Consider the following 16991-nt stretch of genomic DNA (forward strand, 5'->3'; position numbering starts at 1 on the left):
CCCATGATCCGCAGGCGCGCGCCTGTTCGGTCGCCGGAATGCCCGGATGAAGCCCTGAAAGAACGCCCGTTCGCGGTCGGACATCAGGTTGCGCGCCAAGCTCACCTCCCACGCAGCGATGATCGTGAACAACAGACGACCGCCGAGGAAAATCCGCTCTCTCAACACAGCCTAGGGCGTTGCCCCACAGGCAGGCTTGGGCTATCGGGGGGCGACATCAGCCGGGGGCCGCCATGACACAGAACGGGATCAGCTATCGCGATGCGGGCGTCGACATCGACGCGGGCAATGCGCTGGTCGAGCGCATCAAACCGGCAGCCGCCGCGACGCAGCGTCCGGGGGTGATGGACGCCCTGGGCGGGTTCGGCGCGCTGTTCGACCTGCGCGCGGCGGGCTATGACGATCCGATCCTGGTCGCGGCCACCGACGGCGTGGGGACCAAGTTGCGCATCGGCATCGATACCGGCCATCTGGACGGGCTGGGCCAGGACCTGGTCGCCATGTGCGTGAACGACCTGGTCTGCCAGGGGGCCGAGCCGCTGTTCTTCCTGGACTATTTCGCGACCGGCAAGCTGTCGGTCGATGAGGGGGCGCGCGTGGTCGAGGGGATCGCCGGGGGCTGCAAGGCCGCGGGATGCGCGCTGATCGGCGGAGAGACCGCCGAGATGCCCGGCATGTATCATGACGGCGATTTCGACCTGGCGGGCTTTGCGGTGGGCGCGATGAACCGCGGATCGGCGCTGCCCGCCTGCGTGGCCGAGGGCGACGTGCTGCTGGGCCTGGCGTCCGACGGGGTGCATTCCAACGGCTATTCGCTGGTCCGCAAGGTGGCCGAACGCGCGGGTCTGGCCTGGTCAGACGCCGCGCCCTTCGCCGATGCGACCCTCGGCGAGACGCTGCTGACGCCCACGCGGCTTTACGTCAAGCCGGCGCTGGCCGCGATTCGGGCAGGGGGCGTGCATGCGCTGGCCCATATCACCGGCGGCGGCCTGACCGAAAACCTGCCGCGCGTCCTGCCCAAGGATCTGGGCGCGGATATCGACCTGGGCGCTTGGCCCCTGCCGCCGGTCTTCCGCTGGCTGGCCGAGGCCGGCGGGATCGAGCAGGCCGAGATGCTGAAGACCTTCAACAGCGGCATCGGCATGATCGTGGTCGTGGCCGCCGACCGCGCCGATGCGCTGGCCCGGCAGCTGGCCTCCGACGGCGAGACGGTCCACCGCATCGGCACCGTCACGGCGGGTGCGGGTGTGCGCTATTCCGGCCGGCTTGCGTGAAACGGGTCGCGATCCTGATCTCGGGCGGCGGGTCGAACATGATCCGCCTGCTGGAGGACATGACCGGCGACCATCCGGCGCGGCCGGTGCTCGTGGCCTCGAACGACCCGGAGGCCGCGGGGCTTGCGCGCGCCGCGGCGATGGGCGTGCCGACCGCCGCGGTCGATTATCGCGCCTTTCCGCGAGACCGCGCCGGGTTCGAACGGGCGCTGCTAGAGCCGATCCTGGCGGCGGAACCCGACATCATCTGCCTGGCGGGCTTCATGCGCATCCTGACGCCCGATTTCGTGCAGCGATTCGCGGGGCGCATGCTGAACATCCACCCGTCGCTGCTGCCGAACTATCCGGGGCTGGACACCCATGCCCGCGCCATCGCCGCGGGCGACGCGGAGGCCGGCTGCACCGTGCATCTGGTGACGCCCGAACTGGACGCGGGCCCGGCCCTGGGTCAGGCGCGGGTGCCGATCCTGCCCGGCGATGATGCTGCCACGCTGGCCGCGCGGGTCCTGGTGCAGGAGCACCGCCTCTATCCGGCGGTGCTGCGCCGCTTCGCCGCGGGCGATGCGACGCCGCTGACCCTTTAGGCCCAGAGCAGCGCCAAGGTCGCTGCCGGGTCGTCCTGCGCCCAGATCTCGGGGCCGAGCGCGATGAAGTCGGTGACCGGCGTCAGCTGCGTCAGCAGTTCGCGGGTGATGGCGCCCTCGGCCACGACGGGAACCTCGATCATCTCGGACCACCACTGGAACAGCTCCAGCGCCGCGGGCCCTCCGCGATAGAGCGCGCTGTCGCCGACCGGACCGAAGGCGACGTAATCGGCCCCCGCCTCGGCCGCGTTCATGCCCTCGTGGCGCGACGCGCCGCAGAAGGCGCCGACGATCGCATCCTCGCCCAGCTCCTTGCGGGCAAAGCGGACGGCCTTGGCGCCGTCGGTCAGATGCACCCCGTCCAGCCCGTGGCGCAGGGCCAGCTTCACATGGTCGTCGATCACCACGGCCACGTCGCGGGCATGGGCGATCTCGCGCGCCATGTCGGCCAGGCGGCCCAGCTCGTCCTCCTCGGCGCCGCCGCGGATGCGCAGGCAGGCGGGGGCCACGCGGTCCATCACCTCGGCCAGCATCGGCCCAAGCGCCGATGCCTGGGCGCCGGCAGGGGTCATCAGATAGAGTTGCGGGGCGTCGTCGGTCATGGCGATCTCCTTTCTGTCGCAGATAGCGCAGCTTGCCCGTCGCCGCCAGACGGACTATCTGCCGGGCATGCAGATCGAACGCCACCCCGTCATCATCCTCGTGCGCCCGCAGATGGGCGAGAACATCGGCGCGGCCGCCCGCGCGATGCTGAACTTCGGCCTGACCGAGATGCGCATCGTCGACCCGCGCGACGGCTGGCCGAACCCCAAGGCCGTCGCCATGGCATCGGGGGCGGCGGGCCGCGTGCTGGACACGGCCCGCATCTATCCGACCCTGGCCGAGGCGATGGACGGCATCGACTATGCCTATGCCACGACCGCGCGGGGACGCGAGCTGACCAAGCCCGTCTTCACCCCCGCGACCGCCATGGCCCAAGCCCGCGCCCATGAGGGGCGGTCCGCGATCATCTTCGGCCCCGAACGCACCGGGCTTGAGAATGACGACATCGCGCGGGCCAATGCCATCGTGACGGTGCCGGTGAACCCCGATTTCCCGTCGCTGAACCTGGCCCAGGCCGTGCTGCTGATGGGTTACGAATACGGGCGCGAGATCCTGCCGCCCGAACCCGCGCCCCATCTGCGCCGGTCCGAGGCCGAGGCCCCCGCCGACCGCGTCGAGATCGAGCGGCTCGGCGACCGCTATGAGGAGGAGCTGACCCAGGCCGGCTTCTTCTTTCCCGAAACCAAGGCGGCGTCGATGCGGCTGACCATGCGCAACATGTGGTCGCGCCTGACCCTGACCAAGGGCGACGTGCGCATCCTGCACGGCGTGCTGCGCCAGCTGACCCGCCGCTGAGCCGCCCCAACCCAAAGGAGATCGCGATGGCCAAGCGCCCCGTCTTTCAGGAGATCTCGGACCCGCAGGCCGCCCGTGCCCCCCAGACCACCGGCATGATCGACGCCCGCCCGCGCGGCGCGCGCCGCGCCATCCGGGCCTGGCTGGCGGTGCTGTTCGTGCTGGTCCTGGCGATGATCGTGGTCGGGGGCGCGACGCGTCTGACCGATTCCGGCCTGTCGATCACCGAATGGGCGCCGGTCACCGGAGCCGTCCCGCCCCTGAACGCCGCCGACTGGCAGCGCGAATTCGACGCCTACCGCCAGATCCCGCAATATCAGGAGATCAACCGCGGCATGTCGCTGTCGGAATTCCAGTACATCTACTGGTGGGAATGGGGCCACCGCTTCTTGGGTCGCATCGTCGGGCTGGTCTGGGCCCTGGGCTTCGTCTTCTTCTGGGCGACCTCGCGGATTCCGGCGGGCTGGACGCCGCGGCTGCTGGGTCTGGGCGCTCTGGGCGGTCTGCAGGGTGCGATCGGCTGGTGGATGGTCAGCTCCGGCCTGCAACTGGGCATGCACAGCGTCGCCTCCTATCGGCTGGCCACGCATCTGGGCATCGCCTTCCTGATCCTGGGGCTGATCAGCTGGTACGTGATGCAATTGTCTCGTTCCGAGGCCGAACTGATGCGTGCTCGACGCGCGGGAGAGGCCAAGCTGTTCGGCATGTCCACGGGCCTTCTGCACCTGACCTTCCTGCAGATCCTGCTGGGCGCGCTGGTCGCGGGGATCGACGCGGGCCGCACCTATACGGGCTGGCCCACCATGGGCGGCGAGTGGATTCCCTCGGCCATCTGGGACGCACCCCTGGGTTGGCGCAACTTCTTCGAGAACCCGGCCCTGGTCCAGTTCATCCACCGCATGACCGGCTATCTGCTGGCGATCTTCGCCGTGGTCGTCTGGCTGCGGGCGCGCCGCTCGCCCCATCCGGTGACACGGGGGGCCTTCACGGTGATGATCGTGGTCATGGCCGCCCAGATCGGGCTGGGCATCCTGAACGTGATCCACGCCTCGCCCCTGCATCTGGCGCTGACGCATCAGTTCTTTGCGGTGGTGCTGTTCGCGATGATCCTCAGGGCGCGCCACCACGCGCGCTATCCGTTTGAAACCTCGATCCGGGGAGCGATCCGATGACCGCCCTGACCGACCTGCTGGCCTTCCAGCGCCAGACCGAAGCCCTGTCCTCCGTCGCCGAGCGGTTGGGCTGGGACCAGGAGACCGTGATGCCCCGCGGCGCCGCCGAACAGCGCGCCGAGGAGATGGGCGCGATAGAGGAGGTGCTGCACGAGCGTCGCACCGACCCCCGCATCGCCGAATGGCTGGACGCGGCCGATCCGCAGACGCCCGCCGACCGCCGCGCCGTCGCCCTGATCGCGCGCGACCATGCCCGCAGCAGCCGCATCCCCGCGCGGCTGGCCTCCGAGCTGGCGCGGCTGACCTCGCTGGCCCAAGGCATCTGGGCCGAGGCCCGCGCCAAGGACGCGCCGCAGGACTTCCTGCCCACGCTGGATCAGGTCCTGATGCTGAAGCGCGAGGAGGCCGCCTGCCTGGCCGATGGCGGCGACCTCTATGACGCGCTCCTGGACGATTACGAACCCGGCATGACCGGCGCGCGCCTGTCGGCGCTTTTCAACGCGATGCGCCCGCGCCTGGTCGCGCTGCGCGACGACGTCTTGGGTGCCGATCAGCCGCAGGCGCTCAAGGGCCATTTCCCGCAGGAGACCCAGCTGCGCCTGGCCCGCGCCTGCGCCACAGCGTTCGGCTATGACTGGACGCGCGGGCGGATGGATCTGGCGGTGCATCCCTTCAGCTCGGGGCGCTGGCAGGACAGCCGCATCACCACGCGGGTGGTCGAGACGGACCCGTTCAACTGCCTCTATTCCACCATCCACGAGGTCGGCCATTCCAGCTATGAGCTGGGCATCGACCCCGACTACGCCTTCACCCCCCTGGGGCGCGGCGTGTCCATGGGCGTCCACGAGAGCCAGAGCCGCATCTACGAGAACCAGCTGGGCCGCGGCCGCGCCTTCACCGGCTGGCTGTTCGAGCGCATGTCCGAGGCCTTCGACGGGTTGAACATCAGCGATCCCGACGCCTTCCATGCGACCGTGAACCGCGTCACGCCCGGCTATATCCGCACCGAAGCGGATGAGGTGCAGTACAACCTGCATGTCATGCTGCGCTTCGATCTGGAGCGGGACCTGATCGCGGGCCGCCTCGACACGCAGGACCTGGAGGCAGCCTGGAACGACCGCTTCCTCAAGGATTTCGGCGTCGCGGTCGACCGCCCCGCGAATGGCGTGCTGCAGGACGTCCATTGGTCGGTCGGCCTCTTCGGCTACTTCCCGACCTATGCCCTAGGCAATGTCTATGCGGGCTGCTTGAATCAGGCCATGCGCGACGCGGTCCCCGATCTGGACGCTTCCCTGGCCCAAGGCGACGCGACCCCTGCCACCGAATGGCTGCGCGAATCCGTCCAGCGCCATGGCGGATTGATGACCCCGACCGAGGTGATCGAGACCGCGGCAGGCCAGCCCATCGGCCCCGACCCGCTGCTGGACTATCTGGAGCGGAAATTCACCGGCATCTACGGCCTCTGACCTCGGATTTGGATATTTGTATGAAGAAGAAGCCCGGGGAGCGTGATGCCACCGGGCTTCTTCTTCACGAAAATATCCTGCGGGGGGTCCGGGGGGCGCAAAGCCCCCCGGCGGTCGCGGGACGCAATCACTCGGCGGCGCGGGCCATCGGATTATTCGGATGGCTGGTCCAGTTCGCGTATTCGCCACGCGGGATTCCGGTCCGCTTGTCGATCTCGCCGATCTCCAGCTCGCGCATGGTGACGCAGTCCTCGACCGGGCAGACATCGACGCAGAGGTTGCAGGCGACGCATTCCTCCTCGATCACCTCGAAGACGCGGCCGGGCTTCATGGCGATGGCCTGGTGGCTGGTGTCCTCGCAAGCGGCATAGCAGCGCCCGCAGCTGATGCAGGCATCCTTGTCGATCACCGCCTTGGTGACATAGTTCAGGTTCAGCTGCTGCCAGTCGCGCACGTTGGGCACCGCGCGGCCGATCAGGTCGGACAGGCCCATCTCATGGCTGTCCAGATAATCGTGCAGGCCGGTGATCATCTCCTGCACGACCTTGAAGCCATAGGTCATCGCCGCAGTGCAGACCTGCACATTGCCCGCGCCAAGCGCCATGAACTCGGCCGCGTCGCGCCAGGTGGTGACGCCGCCGATGCCGCTGATGGGCAGGCCTGCGGTTGCCGGGTTGCGCGCGATCTCGGCCACCATGTTCAGCGCGATGGGCTTGACCGCCGGGCCGCAATAGCCGCCATGGCTGCCCTTGCCGTCGATGGTGGGCTGGGGCGCGAACAGGTCCAGATCGACCGAGGTGATCGAGTTGATCGTGTTGATCAGGCTGACCGCATCGGCGCCACCGCGCCTGGCGGCCTCGGCGGGCTTGGTCACATCGGTGATGTTGGGCGTCAGCTTCACGATGCAGGGCATGCGGGAATATTGCTTGACCCACCGGGTCACCATCTCGATGTATTCCGGCACTTGGCCCACGGCCGATCCCATGCCGCGCTCGGCCATGCCGTGCGGGCAGCCGAAGTTCAGCTCGACCCCGTCGGCGCCGGTATCCTCGATCCGGGCCAGGATGTCCTTCCAGCTGTCCTCGTCGCAGGGCACCATCAGGCTGATGATCAGCGCGCGGTCGGGGTAGTCACGCTTGACCGACTTGATCTCGCGCAGGTTCACCTCAAGGGGGCGGTCGGTGATCAGCTCGATGTTGTTGATGCCCAAGACGCGGCGGTCGGCGCCGTGGATCACGCCGTATCGCGGGCCGTTCACGTTGACGACGGGCGGGCCCTCGGAGCCCAGGGTCTTCCACACCACACCGCCCCAACCGCCCTGGAAGGCGCGGCGGACGTTGTATTCCTTGTCGGTCGGCGGGGCCGAGGCCAGCCAGAAGGGGTTCGGGGACTTGATCCCGATGAAATTGCTGCGCAGGTCTGCCATGGGTTCGTCCTCAGCCGGGGATTTCGACGGGACGTCCGGTCAGCCGGGCGTCGATGTCTTCTGCCGCGTCGCGGCCTTCGGCCACGGCGGTCACGGTCAGGTCGTCGCCACCGGATGCGCAATCGCCCCCGGCCCAGACCCCGTCCAGCGTCGTGCGGCCCGGCCCGGTCACCAGGATCTTGCCACCCGCCAACTCCAGCCCCTCGGGCGCGGCTTCCAGGCGCTGGCCGATGGCGCGGAAGACCTGGTCGGCCTTGAGCCGGAACCGGTCATTCGACAGCACCAACCCGTCGGGACCGTTCTGGGTATAGGCGAACTCGACCTCGGTCACGGCGCCATTGCCATGGACCGCGACGGGGGCGGCGTTGCAGATGATCCGCACGCCGCTGGCGGTCGCGTGGTCCTGTTCGTGCCGGCTGGCGCCCATCTTCGCCTGATCGCGGCGATAGACGATGCTGACGTTCTCCGCGCCCAGCAGCCGGGCCTGCACGGCGGCGTCCACCGCGGTCATCCCGCCCCCGATCACCACCACGTCGCGGCCGACGGGCAGGGTGCCCAGATCGCTGGCCTGGCGCAGGTCGCGGATGAAGCTGACGGCGTCCAGCACATGCTGGCGCTCCTCGCCCTCGGCGCGCAGCGCGTTCACGCCGCCCAGGCCCATGCCCAGGAACACTGCGTCGTATTCCGCCTGCAACGAGGCCAGCGTGATGTCGCGGCCGATCGCTTGGTCGTGGCGCAGCTCGATCCCGCCGATGCCCATCAGCCAGTCGACCTCGGCCTGGGCGAAACCGTCCACGGCCTTGTAGCTGGCGATGCCGTATTCGTTCAGGCCCCCCGGCTTGGGTCGCGCCTCGAAGATCACCACGTCATGGCCCTTGGCGGCCAGACGATGCGCGCAGGCCAGGCCCGCGGGGCCAGCACCGACCACGGCCACGCGCTTGCCCGTGGGGGCGGCGCGCTTGAAGGGATGCGTGCCTTGGGCCATCAGCCCGTCGGTCGCGTAACGCTGCAGCGCGCCGATCTCGACCGGCTTGCCCTCGGCGGCCTCGCGGACGCAGGCGCCCTCGCAGAGCTGTTCGGTCGGGCAGACGCGGGCGCACATGCCGCCTAGGATGTTGGCGTGAAAGATCGTCATCGCCGCCGCATCCGGTGTGTCGGTCGCGATCTGGCGGATGAACAGCGGGATGTCGATGCTGGTCGGGCAGGCCGTGATGCAGGGCGCGTCATGGCAGAAATAGCAGCGGTCGGCCGCGACACGGGCCTCGTGCCGGTCCAGCGGCGGGGCGACATCGACGAAGTTCGCCGCCAGCTGGTCGGGGGTCAGTCGCCCCGGCACGACGCCGGGCGACAGTCTTGCTTGGGACATTTTCGTCTCCTGGCTCACCTGTTGGTCGGATCAGGCTGGCACAGGTCCGTTTTTTTATCAAATGGTAAAATATGGGCGCCTCGGCTTTGCGAATATTTCAGGCAGGCAGGTCCAGAACTGCCGCCAGACCGCCCAGATCGGAGCGCTCCAGCAGCAGCGCACCGCCATGCAGCGCCGCCAGATCGGCGACGATCGTCAGGCCCAACCCCGCGCCGGGGGCACCCAGCTCGTCCAGCCGCGCGCCGCGCATCAGCGCGCGGGGGGCCTGATCGGGGCTGAGGCCCGGCCCGTCATCCTCGATGCGCAGAATCAGCCGCGCGCCGGTCGCGCGCACCACGATGCGCAGCCGCGTCCGGCCCCATTTCGCGGCATTCTCCGACAGGTTGCCGATCATCTCCTCCAGATCCTGGCGCTCTCCGGGAAAGGCCGCATCGGGGGGGCAGTCGATCTCGGCGGTCATGCCCCGGTCCGCCAAGGGCCAGCGCAGCACCAGAAGGATGTCGTCGATCACGGGGGCGACCGGGGTCCGCTGCCCCAGAAGCCGCGGCCCGGCCTGACGCGCCCGGCGCAGGTGCCAGCCGATCAGCCGGTCCATCCGCGTGATCAGTGCCTGGCCCTGATGGTCGGGCGGCAGTTCGTTCGAGAGCGCCGCCAGCGGGGTCTTCAGCGAATGGGCCAGATTACCCAGATGCTGGCGCGAGCGCGTCAGAAGGCTGGCGTTCTGGTCCAGCGCCGCGTTGATCTCGGCCGTCAGGGGGCGCAGTTCGGTCACGTCGGGCAGGGCCAGCCGGTCGTGATCGCCCGCCCGGACGCGGGCCAGATCGGCGCGCAGCCGGTCCAGGCTGCGCAGGCCGAGCGTCACCTGGATCAGGCTGGCCGCCGCCAGCCCCAGGCCCAGCACCACCAGCGCCACGGCCAGGGGGCGCACGATCTGCGCCAGCGCCGCGCCGATCTCGGCCTGGGGGGCGGTTGCGGTGATGGCGATGCGGGCATCGCTGTCGGGGATGGTCAGCTCGCGGCGCAGCACGCGCAGGCCCGCCCCGTCGGCATCGCGCCCCGCGGCGCCGGTCAGGTCGCCCGACGGCCCGCTCAGCCGTCCGTCCAGCAGCGAAGGGGACCGCGCCACCACCGCATCATCCGCCGTGACCTGCCAGTACCACCCCGAAAGCGGCAGCGAGAAGCGCACGTCCAGCGGCGTGTCGTCCAGCTCGATCCGGGTGTCGTCCACCTCCAGCTGGCCGATCAGGCTGTCGGCGATGGCCAAGGTCTCGGCATCGAAACGATCGGTGACGAAATCCTCCAACAGCTGCGCGATCAGCAGGAACGCCCCCAGCAGCGCCGCCGACAGCCAGACCGCCGCCAGCAGCAGCAGCCGCCCTCGGATCGAGCGCGTCACGCCGCCCTCAGGACATAGCCCTCGCCGCGGCGGGTCTCGATCACGCCCTCGCCGACCTTCCTGCGCAGGCGGCCGATCACGACCTCGATCGACTTGAAGTCGCGGTCGGTATCGGCCTCGTACAGGTGTTCGGAGAGCTCGGTCCGGCTGATCACGCGGCCCTGATGGGTGATCAGATAGGTCAGGATGCGCTGCTCGAACGCGGTCAGCCGCAGCGCCATCCCGTCCAGGGTGATGACGCCCAGCTGCCCGTCCAGCTGCAGCCGCCCGGCGGCGATCTGCGGGCGCGCATGACCCGCCGCCCGGCGGATCAGGGTCTGGGCGCGCAGCACGACCTCGTCTAGGCGGAAGGGCTTGACCGCGTAATCGTCGGCGCCCGCGCGGAAGCCCGCGACCTTGTCGGTCCAGTCGCCGCGTGCGGTCAGAATCAGCACCGGCATGCTGATGCCCTGGTCGCGCCAGCGGGTCAGGACCTCGATCCCGGGCAGGCCGGGCAGGCCCAGATCCAGCACCGCCACGTCATAGCTCTCGGTGGCGCCCAGGAATTCGCCCTGGGTGCCGTCATCGGCGATGTCGGTCACGAATCCGGCCTGGATCATGGCCTGGGACAGCTGGTCGGCCAGCATCGGGTCGTCCTCGACGATCAGGGCGCGCATCGGGAGCCTTCAGTTCGGGGCGGGGGACGCGCGGCGGGCTTCCAGCTGGCCGCGTCCCGCGACCTCCAGGAAGCGTCCGGTCCGGGCATCCACGCGGATGTTGAGGATGTTGCGCTGCGGCGTCACCAGGCGGAATTCGTAGATCAGCTCGACGCCCGCGGCGCGCTCATGGGGTAGGGGCGGGCGCGTCTCGGCCGCGACCAGCCGACCTTGGTACCGGGCCGTGACCGCCTCCGCCATGCGGTGGAAGGGCTGCGGCTGAAAGCTGGTGGCCCAGGCGTCGGGCGGGGCGTCGGGCGCGGGCTGGGACCAGACCGCCAGGGGCAAGGCTGCGGCCAAGACCAGGATCAGGGGATTCGCGGCTTTCCTCATGGGGCCATTATGCGCCGATCCGGGTAAATGGAAATCAAACGGCGCGTTGGCGTTCCGTTCGGCTGCATTCGGTTAGAGATGATTCGCAGAAAGCCGGACGATCCGGCCGACAAATTCGAAGGAGTGTCCCATGACCCGCAAGCATCTTGCATCCACCGCCGCCCTGATCGCCGTGCTGGGCGGCGCCTTGCCCGCCGCAGCCCAGACCGCCAACCAGACCCCCAACCAGACCGGCGGGATCGAGCTGCCCGCCCTGCTGCAGGGTCTGGACCTGACCCGTCTCGGCGTCGAGACCAAGCGCGACGGCCAGCGCGAATACGAGGGCTTCCTGCCCGACGGCACCCAGATCGAGGCCGAGTTCGACATGGCCGGAAACCTGATCAAGATCGAGGCCGATGACGGCATCCTGCCCGCGCCGGTGATCGGAGCGGCACTGCCTGCCGAGATCCGCGACACGCCCGCCATGGCGCTGTTCGCCCGCGTCGAGGAGATCAAGCGGACCCCGCGCCACCTGGAGGTCAAGGGCTGGCAGGAGAACGGCGCCGAGCTTGAGGCCAAGTTCGCCCCCGACAACAACCTGATCGAGGTCGAGACCGACGACACCGCCCTGCCGCAGCCCATCATCGACGCGATCTTGCCCAAGGCCGTGCGCGGCAACGAGGTCATGGCGCAGTTCGGCATGATCGAGGAGATCAAGGCCGAATACGGCCGCTTCGAGGTGAAGGGCGAGGATGCGGGCGGCCAGAAGATGCGCGCCGCCTTCGACGAGGCGGGTGCCGTCCTGCGCTTTGGCCGCGATGACGACCGCCGCGGCGGGCGCGAGCGCGGCGAGGGTCGCGGCCCCCGCGGCGACGACCGCGGTCCGCGCGCCGAGGGCCCCCGTGGCGACGGCCCCCGCGCGGACGGCCCGGGCCGCGGCATGCCCCCCGCGCCGCAGTTCGACACCGTCGCCGCGAACCAGCGTCTGACGGAGGCTGGCTACAGCGCCTTCGGGATCATGCGTCAGGAAGGGCCGCGCGTCCTGCTGGACGCGACCAACCCCGACGGCGAGACGGTGACGCTGGAGCTGGACCCGCAGGGCCAGCTGGTCCGCGAGACCGCCCGCTGATCCGGCATCCCCGCGACATCAGGGCCGTCCCTTCGGGGGCGGCCCTTCCGTCATGCGTGCCGGTCGCCAACGCACTGTCCAACAAGACACTTTGCCTGCGCGCGGTCGCGGTCTAGGCTGCGGGCCGGGGCCGTCCGTCGGTGCCGTGTCATGCGACCGACATGCGCGCCGGGTAACGGGACAGGCTGGATGACAACGATATGGAGGATCTTCCCATGAAACGGATCGACAGGCGCGGCCTTCTGCGCGGGGCTGCGGCCACGGCTGGCGTGGCGCTGGCCTCTCCCTACCTGGCGCGGCGCGCCATGGCGCAGGGCGCGGGCCAGGTGAACATCTTTGCCTGGGCCGGCTATCTGAACGACGAGATCCTGGGCGCCTTTCAGAAGGCCACCGGCATCACCCCGAACTTCACCCCCTACGGCACCAATGACGAGCTGCTGAACCAGCTGCGCGCCAACAACGGGGCCGGGTTCGACCTGATCTGGCCGACCGTGGACCGCGTCCCGAACTATGTCGAGTTCGGCCTGGTCCAGCCGCTGGACGAATCGCGCATCGAGGTCGCCAAGGTCCTGCCCAGTGCCTGGGAGAACTCGGTCAACCTAGGCGCGGTCGTGGACGGCAAGCGGTACCAGGTGCCGACCGACTGGGGCACCGAGGCGATCGCCTTCGATACCGAACAGAACCCGCTGGAATACGGCACCGCGTCCTATGGCGATCTGTGGAAGGACGGCGCGCAGGCGACCGTGCGCGGGCATTCCTCGCTGATCGGCCTGGGCCTGTGGCTGGAGGCCGAGGGCAAGCTGCCGCGACCGCTGCTGGATGCGTTCACCGATCCCGAGGCGCAGATCGAGATCTTCGACGTGATCCTGGCCGAGGCCATCGCGCGCAAGGGCAACATCATCCAGTTCTGGACCAACGAGAACGAGGCCCAGGGCGCGTTCCGCGTCAACGGCGCGACCGTGGGCCAGACCTGGGATTCGACCGCGGCCGCCCTGGCGTCCGAAGGTCTGCCCGTGGGCTTCATCGCGCCCAAGGAAGGCGCGCTGGCCTGGATGGAGGGCCTGTCGATCCCGACGGGGGCGGCGAACCTGGACGGCGCCTATGCCTTCATCAACTGGTTCCTGACGCCCGAGGCCGGCGCGATGTACACCAACGCGACCAAGATCAACTCGACCGCGGTGGGCTCGGACCAGCTGACCTCGGACGAGGCCAAGGCCTTCTTCGCCGCCGCCTATCCGGGCGACGCGCTGGAGAAGCTGTGGTGGTGGCCGATCCAGGAAAGCTGGTATATCACCAAGCGCAACGAGTATCAGGACCGCTTCCTGTCGGCCTGATCCAAACCGGGGGCGGCGCTACGCCGCCCCCCTTGCAGACGCAGGAGACACGATGTCCCATTCGGTCGAGCTTGCCGGCATCGGCATGACCTTCGGCACCACCCGCGCCGTCAGCGATGTCAGCTTCAAGGTCGAGGCCGGAGAGTTCTTCTCCATCCTGGGGCCGTCGGGCTGCGGCAAGACGACCATCCTGCGGATGATCGCGGGCTTCATCGAGCCGACCGAGGGGCGCGTGCTGATCGGCGGGCGCGACATGAAGGGGCTTGGCCCCAACCAGCGCCCGACCGCGATGATCTTTCAGTCGCTGGCGCTGTTCCCGCTGATGTCGGTGCGCGACAACATCGCCTTCGGCCTCGAGGCCCGCGGCGTGGGCCGGGCCGCGCGTCACGCCAACGCCGACGACCTGCTGCGCCTGATCGCGCTGGAGGGCTATGGCGACCGCATGCCGGGAGAGCTGTCGGGCGGCCAGCGTCAGCGCGTGGCCATCGCCCGCGCCCTGGCGGTCGAGCCGGGCGTGCTGCTGCTGGACGAGCCGCTCTCGGCGCTGGACCTCAAGCTGCGCCAGCACATGCGGGCCGAGCTGCGCGCGCTGCAGAAGCGCACCGGCGTCACCTTCATTTACATCACCCACGACCAGTCCGAGGCGCTGGCCATGTCGGACCGCGTCGCCGTCATGTCGGCGGGCCTTCTGCAGCAGGTGGCCAGCCCGCGCGAACTTTATGACAACCCCGCCACCCCTTTCGTGGCCCGCTTCGTCGGAGAGACGAACGCCATTCCCGGCCGCATCACCCAGGTGGCCGATGGCATGGCGCGGATCGAGACCGGTCTGGGGCCGCTTATGGGCCGCGCGGGGCAGGGTGCGGCGGCGGGCCTGCAGGGCACGATCTATGTCCGCCCCGAGGCTCTGATGCCCGGCGGCGCGGAAAACCCGCTTCAGGCCCAGATCGAGCGGGTCGATTTCGAAGGCTCCTTCGCGCTGGTTCACGGGCAGTTCGACGGCGGTGCGGCGATGACGGCCTCGGTCCCCTCGACGCGGCTGGCGGACGCCCCTCTGCCCGGCAGCCGCGCGGGCTTCGGCTTCGCGCCCGGACATGCGGTGGTGCTGGGGGATGGGTGATCTGAAAAACCGTTTTGGGCCAGGGCTTTCGACGATCTTTCTCATGCTGGTTCTCTTCTGGCTGGCGGTCATGGTGCTGGCCCCGAACCTGATGATGATCGACTATGCCCTGCGGCCCAACCTGCCGCCGGCGCAGATCGGCGGGCCGGACGACACCTATTCCCTGTCCAACATCCTCTATCTGGCGGGCGAGCCCACGCATCGCGCGATCTTCTTCAAGACCATCTGGGCCAGCGCGCTGGTGGCGCTGGTGACCTTCCTGGTCTGCTATCCCATCGCCTTCTGGATGGCGCAGCGCGCCACCACCGGACAGCTGGCCATCGCGATGATGCTGATCATCATCCCCTTCTTCATCAACGAGGTCCTGCGCACGCTGGCCTGGTTCATCATCCTGGCCTATCGCGGGCCGCTGAACGCGCTTCTGACCAATATCGGCCTGATTGACGCGCCGATCCGCTGGCAGGGCGACGGCGGCGTACTGGCGGCGATGGTCTATGCCTATATCCTGTTCATGCTGCTGCCCATCTACAACGCCATCGAATCGCTGGACAAATCGCAGATCGAGGCGGCGCGCGACCTCGGCGCCTCGCCGCTGCGCATCCATCGCCGGGTGGTGGTCCCGCATGCCAAGGCCGGCATCGCCACAGGCTTTGTCTTCACCTTCATGCTGGCCGCGGGCAGCTATGTCGCTCCCGCGCTGCTGGGATCGCCCGGCAGCCGATGGTTCACCGAGATCATATACAACTGGTTCTTCGAGGGCGGCGACTGGAACCGCGGCGCGGCCTATGCGCTGGTGCTGCTGGTCCTGTGCCTGGCCGTCGTGCTGGTCACGCTACGCCTGTTCCGCGTCAACCTGACGGATGTCGCGAAATGAGGGCCGAGCGTATCTTCAACCTGATGTTCTGGCTGTATCTGACTGTCTTTGCAGCATATGTGTTCGCGCCGCTGATGATCATGGGTGCGGCCAGCTTCAACACCAGCCGCTTTCCGACCGTGATCCCGTGGCAGGGCACGACGACCGACTGGTTCCGCGCCATGTGGGCCGACGCTGCCATGTGGCAGTCGCTTTGGACCTCGGTGCTGGTCGCGGTCTGCGTGGTGGTGATCGTGGTGCCGGTGGGCACGGCGGCGGCGCTGGTGCTGACCTCGCTGCATGCGCGGGCGCGCAGCGTCGCCTATGCGGTGATGGTGTCGCCGCTGCTGACACCGGGCGTGGTGATCGGAATCTCGACCCTGATCCTGTGGCGGCAGATGGGGGTCGGCGGCGGGATCTTCCTGATCGTGCTGGCGCAATCGACCTTCATCATCTGCTATGTGATGCTGATGGTCATGGCCCGCCTGCAGCGCTTCGACCGCACGCAGGAGGAGGCGGCCTTGGGCCTAGGCGCGTCGCGGACCATGGTGTTCCGCCGGGTGACGCTGCCCTTCCTGCGGCCCGCGCTGATCGGTTCGGCCGGTCTGGCGGTGCTGCAGTCGATCGAGAACTACAACACGACCCTGTTTGTGCGGGGTTTCGAGACGCCGCTGACTGTGTTCATCGCCACCAAGGTCCGCACCGGCCTGACGCCCGCGGTGAACGCGCTGGCGCTGGTCATCATCGTGGCGACGGTGATCGGGGCGGTGGCCTACGAGATCGCGCGGCGGCGGCGCGCGGCCTAGCCGTTGGGCAGGATCAGGTCCGCCGCGCGGCTGGCCTGCAGGACCAGGTCCATGTTGGGCAGGTCATTGGCCTCCAGCTTGGCCTGGGCCTGACCGGGGGGCAGGTCGCGCCAGCGCGCGGCCAGACGCGCCCGCAGAACCGCTTCGGGCACGTCCAGCATCACGGTCAGCGCGAAATGGCGGCCCAGATCGCGCCAGCCGGGACGGTCCAGAAGCAGATAGTTGCCCTCGACCAGGATCAGCCTGGCCAATGCCGGGATCTCGCGTGCGGCGCCCCGGCTGATCTCCAGCGTCCGGTCGAAGACAGGGACCAGCACGCCGCGACCGTCATCGGCAGCCAGCCGGTCCAGCATGGCAGCGAAACCGTCCAGATCGAAGGTCCACGGCGCCCCCTTGCGCGCCAGATCACCACGCGCGCGCAGCAAGCCGTCGTCCAGGTGGAACCCGTCCATGGGCAGCAGGGCGGCGTCGGGCAGGGCGCTCAGCAGGGCCTCGGTCACATGGCTCTTGCCCGCGCCAGGCGGTCCGGCCAGCGCCACCAGCGACCGTTTCGGTCCCGCCGCCAGCGCGCGCAGGCGATCGGTCAGGGCCTCGATTGTCGTTATGCTCATGGCGTCCTCCTGCGGGCGCCATGTTCCACGACATCAATCGTCGCGCAAGCGG

At 69.1% G+C, this 16991-nt stretch carries 17 protein-coding genes and 1 pseudogene; 10 read left to right on the plus strand and 8 right to left on the minus strand.

What is annotated here, in order from left to right; all coding sequences use genetic code 11:
- Nucleotides 1–105: pseudogene (locus tag AC2SGK_RS13460) on the minus strand (IS5/IS1182 family transposase); the annotation flags it as partial.
- Nucleotides 106–233: 128 nt separating this feature from the next.
- On the opposite strand from AC2SGK_RS13460, the gene purM reads away from it, so the two are divergent.
- Both purM and purN read left to right on the plus strand, forming a co-directional pair.
- Nucleotides 234–1274, plus strand: a complete 1041-nt coding sequence (purM, locus tag AC2SGK_RS13465) for a phosphoribosylformylglycinamidine cyclo-ligase (protein WP_488324025.1) — start codon at nt 234–236, stop codon at nt 1272–1274.
- Entirely contained in the window at nt 1271–1858 is a 588-nt protein-coding gene (gene purN, locus AC2SGK_RS13470) for a phosphoribosylglycinamide formyltransferase (RefSeq protein ID WP_488324026.1), read from the plus strand. Before purM ends, purN begins: the two co-directional genes overlap by 4 nt.
- On the opposite strand, the gene AC2SGK_RS13475 is transcribed toward purN, so the two are convergent.
- The gene (locus AC2SGK_RS13475) at nt 1855–2460 is read right to left on the minus strand and encodes a thiamine phosphate synthase (RefSeq protein ID WP_488324027.1); all 606 of its coding nucleotides are present in this window, start codon (nt 2458–2460) and stop codon (nt 1855–1857) included. The genes purN and AC2SGK_RS13475 overlap by 4 nt on opposite strands.
- A 67-nt stretch (nt 2461–2527) precedes the next feature.
- On the opposite strand from AC2SGK_RS13475, the gene AC2SGK_RS13480 reads away from it, so the two are divergent.
- From AC2SGK_RS13480 to AC2SGK_RS13490, 3 genes are read left to right on the plus strand one after another with little or no spacing between them, the layout of a single operon-like run.
- Entirely contained in the window at nt 2528–3256 is a 729-nt protein-coding gene (locus tag AC2SGK_RS13480; RefSeq protein WP_488324114.1) for an RNA methyltransferase, read from the plus strand.
- A gap of 26 nt (nt 3257–3282) precedes the next feature.
- A complete protein-coding gene (gene ctaA, locus AC2SGK_RS13485; RefSeq protein WP_488324028.1) occupies nt 3283–4428 on the plus strand; it encodes a heme A synthase in 1146 nt (381 codons plus the stop codon).
- The gene (locus AC2SGK_RS13490) at nt 4425–5894 is read left to right on the plus strand and encodes a carboxypeptidase M32 (RefSeq protein WP_488324029.1); all 1470 of its coding nucleotides are present in this window, start codon (nt 4425–4427) and stop codon (nt 5892–5894) included. Before ctaA ends, AC2SGK_RS13490 begins: the two co-directional genes overlap by 4 nt.
- A 127-nt stretch (nt 5895–6021) precedes the next feature.
- On the opposite strand, the gene preA is transcribed toward AC2SGK_RS13490, so the two are convergent.
- The 5 genes from preA to AC2SGK_RS13515 all read right to left on the minus strand — a co-directional run bounded on the left by preA (nt 6022) and on the right by AC2SGK_RS13515 (nt 11110).
- Nucleotides 6022–7320, minus strand: coding sequence for an NAD-dependent dihydropyrimidine dehydrogenase subunit PreA (preA, locus tag AC2SGK_RS13495; RefSeq protein ID WP_488324030.1), 1299 nt, complete (start codon nt 7318–7320; stop codon nt 6022–6024).
- Nucleotides 7321–7330: 10 nt separating this feature from the next.
- Nucleotides 7331–8686 carry an NAD(P)-dependent oxidoreductase gene (locus tag AC2SGK_RS13500; RefSeq protein ID WP_488324031.1) on the minus strand — a complete coding sequence of 452 codons (1356 nt, stop codon included), beginning with the start codon at nt 8684–8686 and terminating at the stop codon, nt 7331–7333.
- 97 nt (nt 8687–8783) lie between these two features.
- Nucleotides 8784–10082, minus strand: coding sequence for a sensor histidine kinase (locus AC2SGK_RS13505; RefSeq protein ID WP_488324032.1), 1299 nt, complete (start codon nt 10080–10082; stop codon nt 8784–8786).
- Nucleotides 10079–10738: a response regulator gene (locus AC2SGK_RS13510; RefSeq protein WP_488324033.1), complete on the minus strand. Its 660-nt coding sequence runs from the start codon at nt 10736–10738 to the stop codon at nt 10079–10081. Before AC2SGK_RS13510 ends, AC2SGK_RS13505 begins: the two co-directional genes overlap by 4 nt.
- A 9-nt stretch (nt 10739–10747) precedes the next feature.
- Nucleotides 10748–11110, minus strand: a complete 363-nt coding sequence (locus tag AC2SGK_RS13515; protein ID WP_488324034.1) for a PepSY domain-containing protein — start codon at nt 11108–11110, stop codon at nt 10748–10750.
- Nucleotides 11111–11240: 130 nt separating this feature from the next.
- On the opposite strand from AC2SGK_RS13515, the gene AC2SGK_RS13520 reads away from it, so the two are divergent.
- The 5 genes from AC2SGK_RS13520 (at nt 11241) to AC2SGK_RS13540 (ending at nt 16328) form a co-directional block, all read left to right on the plus strand.
- Nucleotides 11241–12218 carry a PepSY-like domain-containing protein gene (locus AC2SGK_RS13520; protein ID WP_488324035.1) on the plus strand — a complete coding sequence of 326 codons (978 nt, stop codon included), beginning with the start codon at nt 11241–11243 and terminating at the stop codon, nt 12216–12218.
- A gap of 215 nt (nt 12219–12433) precedes the next feature.
- Complete coding sequence (locus AC2SGK_RS13525) at nt 12434–13552, plus strand: extracellular solute-binding protein (protein WP_488324036.1); 1119 nt, start codon at nt 12434–12436, stop codon at nt 13550–13552.
- A 52-nt stretch (nt 13553–13604) separates the two neighbouring features.
- A complete protein-coding gene (locus AC2SGK_RS13530) occupies nt 13605–14669 on the plus strand; it encodes an ABC transporter ATP-binding protein (RefSeq protein ID WP_488324037.1) in 1065 nt (354 codons plus the stop codon).
- Between the two features lie 43 nt (nt 14670–14712).
- A complete protein-coding gene (locus AC2SGK_RS13535; RefSeq protein ID WP_488324038.1) occupies nt 14713–15543 on the plus strand; it encodes an ABC transporter permease in 831 nt (276 codons plus the stop codon).
- The gene (locus tag AC2SGK_RS13540) at nt 15540–16328 is read left to right on the plus strand and encodes an ABC transporter permease (protein ID WP_488324039.1); all 789 of its coding nucleotides are present in this window, start codon (nt 15540–15542) and stop codon (nt 16326–16328) included. Before AC2SGK_RS13535 ends, AC2SGK_RS13540 begins: the two co-directional genes overlap by 4 nt.
- Here the strand turns inward: AC2SGK_RS13540 and AC2SGK_RS13545 are convergent.
- Nucleotides 16325–16939, minus strand: a complete 615-nt coding sequence (locus AC2SGK_RS13545; protein ID WP_488324040.1) for a nucleoside/nucleotide kinase family protein — start codon at nt 16937–16939, stop codon at nt 16325–16327. The genes AC2SGK_RS13540 and AC2SGK_RS13545 overlap by 4 nt on opposite strands.
- Between the last annotated feature and the right edge of the window lie 52 nt (nt 16940–16991).

It is taken from the genome of Paracoccus sp. NIOT.M2S5SZ12 (assembly GCF_057748165.1).

Bases quoted from the DNA above. Each gene is read 5' to 3' on its own strand.
- AC2SGK_RS13500 (WP_488324031.1), bottom strand. From the start codon at position 8,686: ATGTCCCAAGCAAGACTGTCGCCCGGCGTCGTGCCGGGGCGACTGACC.
- AC2SGK_RS13515 (WP_488324034.1), bottom strand. From the start codon at position 11,110: ATGAGGAAAGCCGCGAATCCCCTGATCCTGGTCTTGGCCGCAGCCTTG.
- AC2SGK_RS13510 (WP_488324033.1), bottom strand. From the start codon at position 10,738: ATGCGCGCCCTGATCGTCGAGGACGACCCGATGCTGGCCGACCAGCTG.
- AC2SGK_RS13520 (WP_488324035.1), top strand. From the start codon at position 11,241: ATGACCCGCAAGCATCTTGCATCCACCGCCGCCCTGATCGCCGTGCTG.
- AC2SGK_RS13535 (WP_488324038.1), top strand. From the start codon at position 14,713: ATGCTGGTTCTCTTCTGGCTGGCGGTCATGGTGCTGGCCCCGAACCTG.
- AC2SGK_RS13475 (WP_488324027.1), bottom strand. From the start codon at position 2,460: ATGACCGACGACGCCCCGCAACTCTATCTGATGACCCCTGCCGGCGCC.
- AC2SGK_RS13490 (WP_488324029.1), top strand. From the start codon at position 4,425: ATGACCGCCCTGACCGACCTGCTGGCCTTCCAGCGCCAGACCGAAGCC.
- ctaA (WP_488324028.1), top strand. From the start codon at position 3,283: ATGGCCAAGCGCCCCGTCTTTCAGGAGATCTCGGACCCGCAGGCCGCC.
- AC2SGK_RS13480 (WP_488324114.1), top strand. From the start codon at position 2,528: ATGCAGATCGAACGCCACCCCGTCATCATCCTCGTGCGCCCGCAGATG.
- AC2SGK_RS13545 (WP_488324040.1), bottom strand. From the start codon at position 16,939: ATGAGCATAACGACAATCGAGGCCCTGACCGATCGCCTGCGCGCGCTG.
- purM (WP_488324025.1), top strand. From the start codon at position 234: ATGACACAGAACGGGATCAGCTATCGCGATGCGGGCGTCGACATCGAC.
- AC2SGK_RS13525 (WP_488324036.1), top strand. From the start codon at position 12,434: ATGAAACGGATCGACAGGCGCGGCCTTCTGCGCGGGGCTGCGGCCACG.
- AC2SGK_RS13530 (WP_488324037.1), top strand. From the start codon at position 13,605: ATGTCCCATTCGGTCGAGCTTGCCGGCATCGGCATGACCTTCGGCACC.
- AC2SGK_RS13540 (WP_488324039.1), top strand. From the start codon at position 15,540: ATGAGGGCCGAGCGTATCTTCAACCTGATGTTCTGGCTGTATCTGACT.
- preA (WP_488324030.1), bottom strand. From the start codon at position 7,320: ATGGCAGACCTGCGCAGCAATTTCATCGGGATCAAGTCCCCGAACCCC.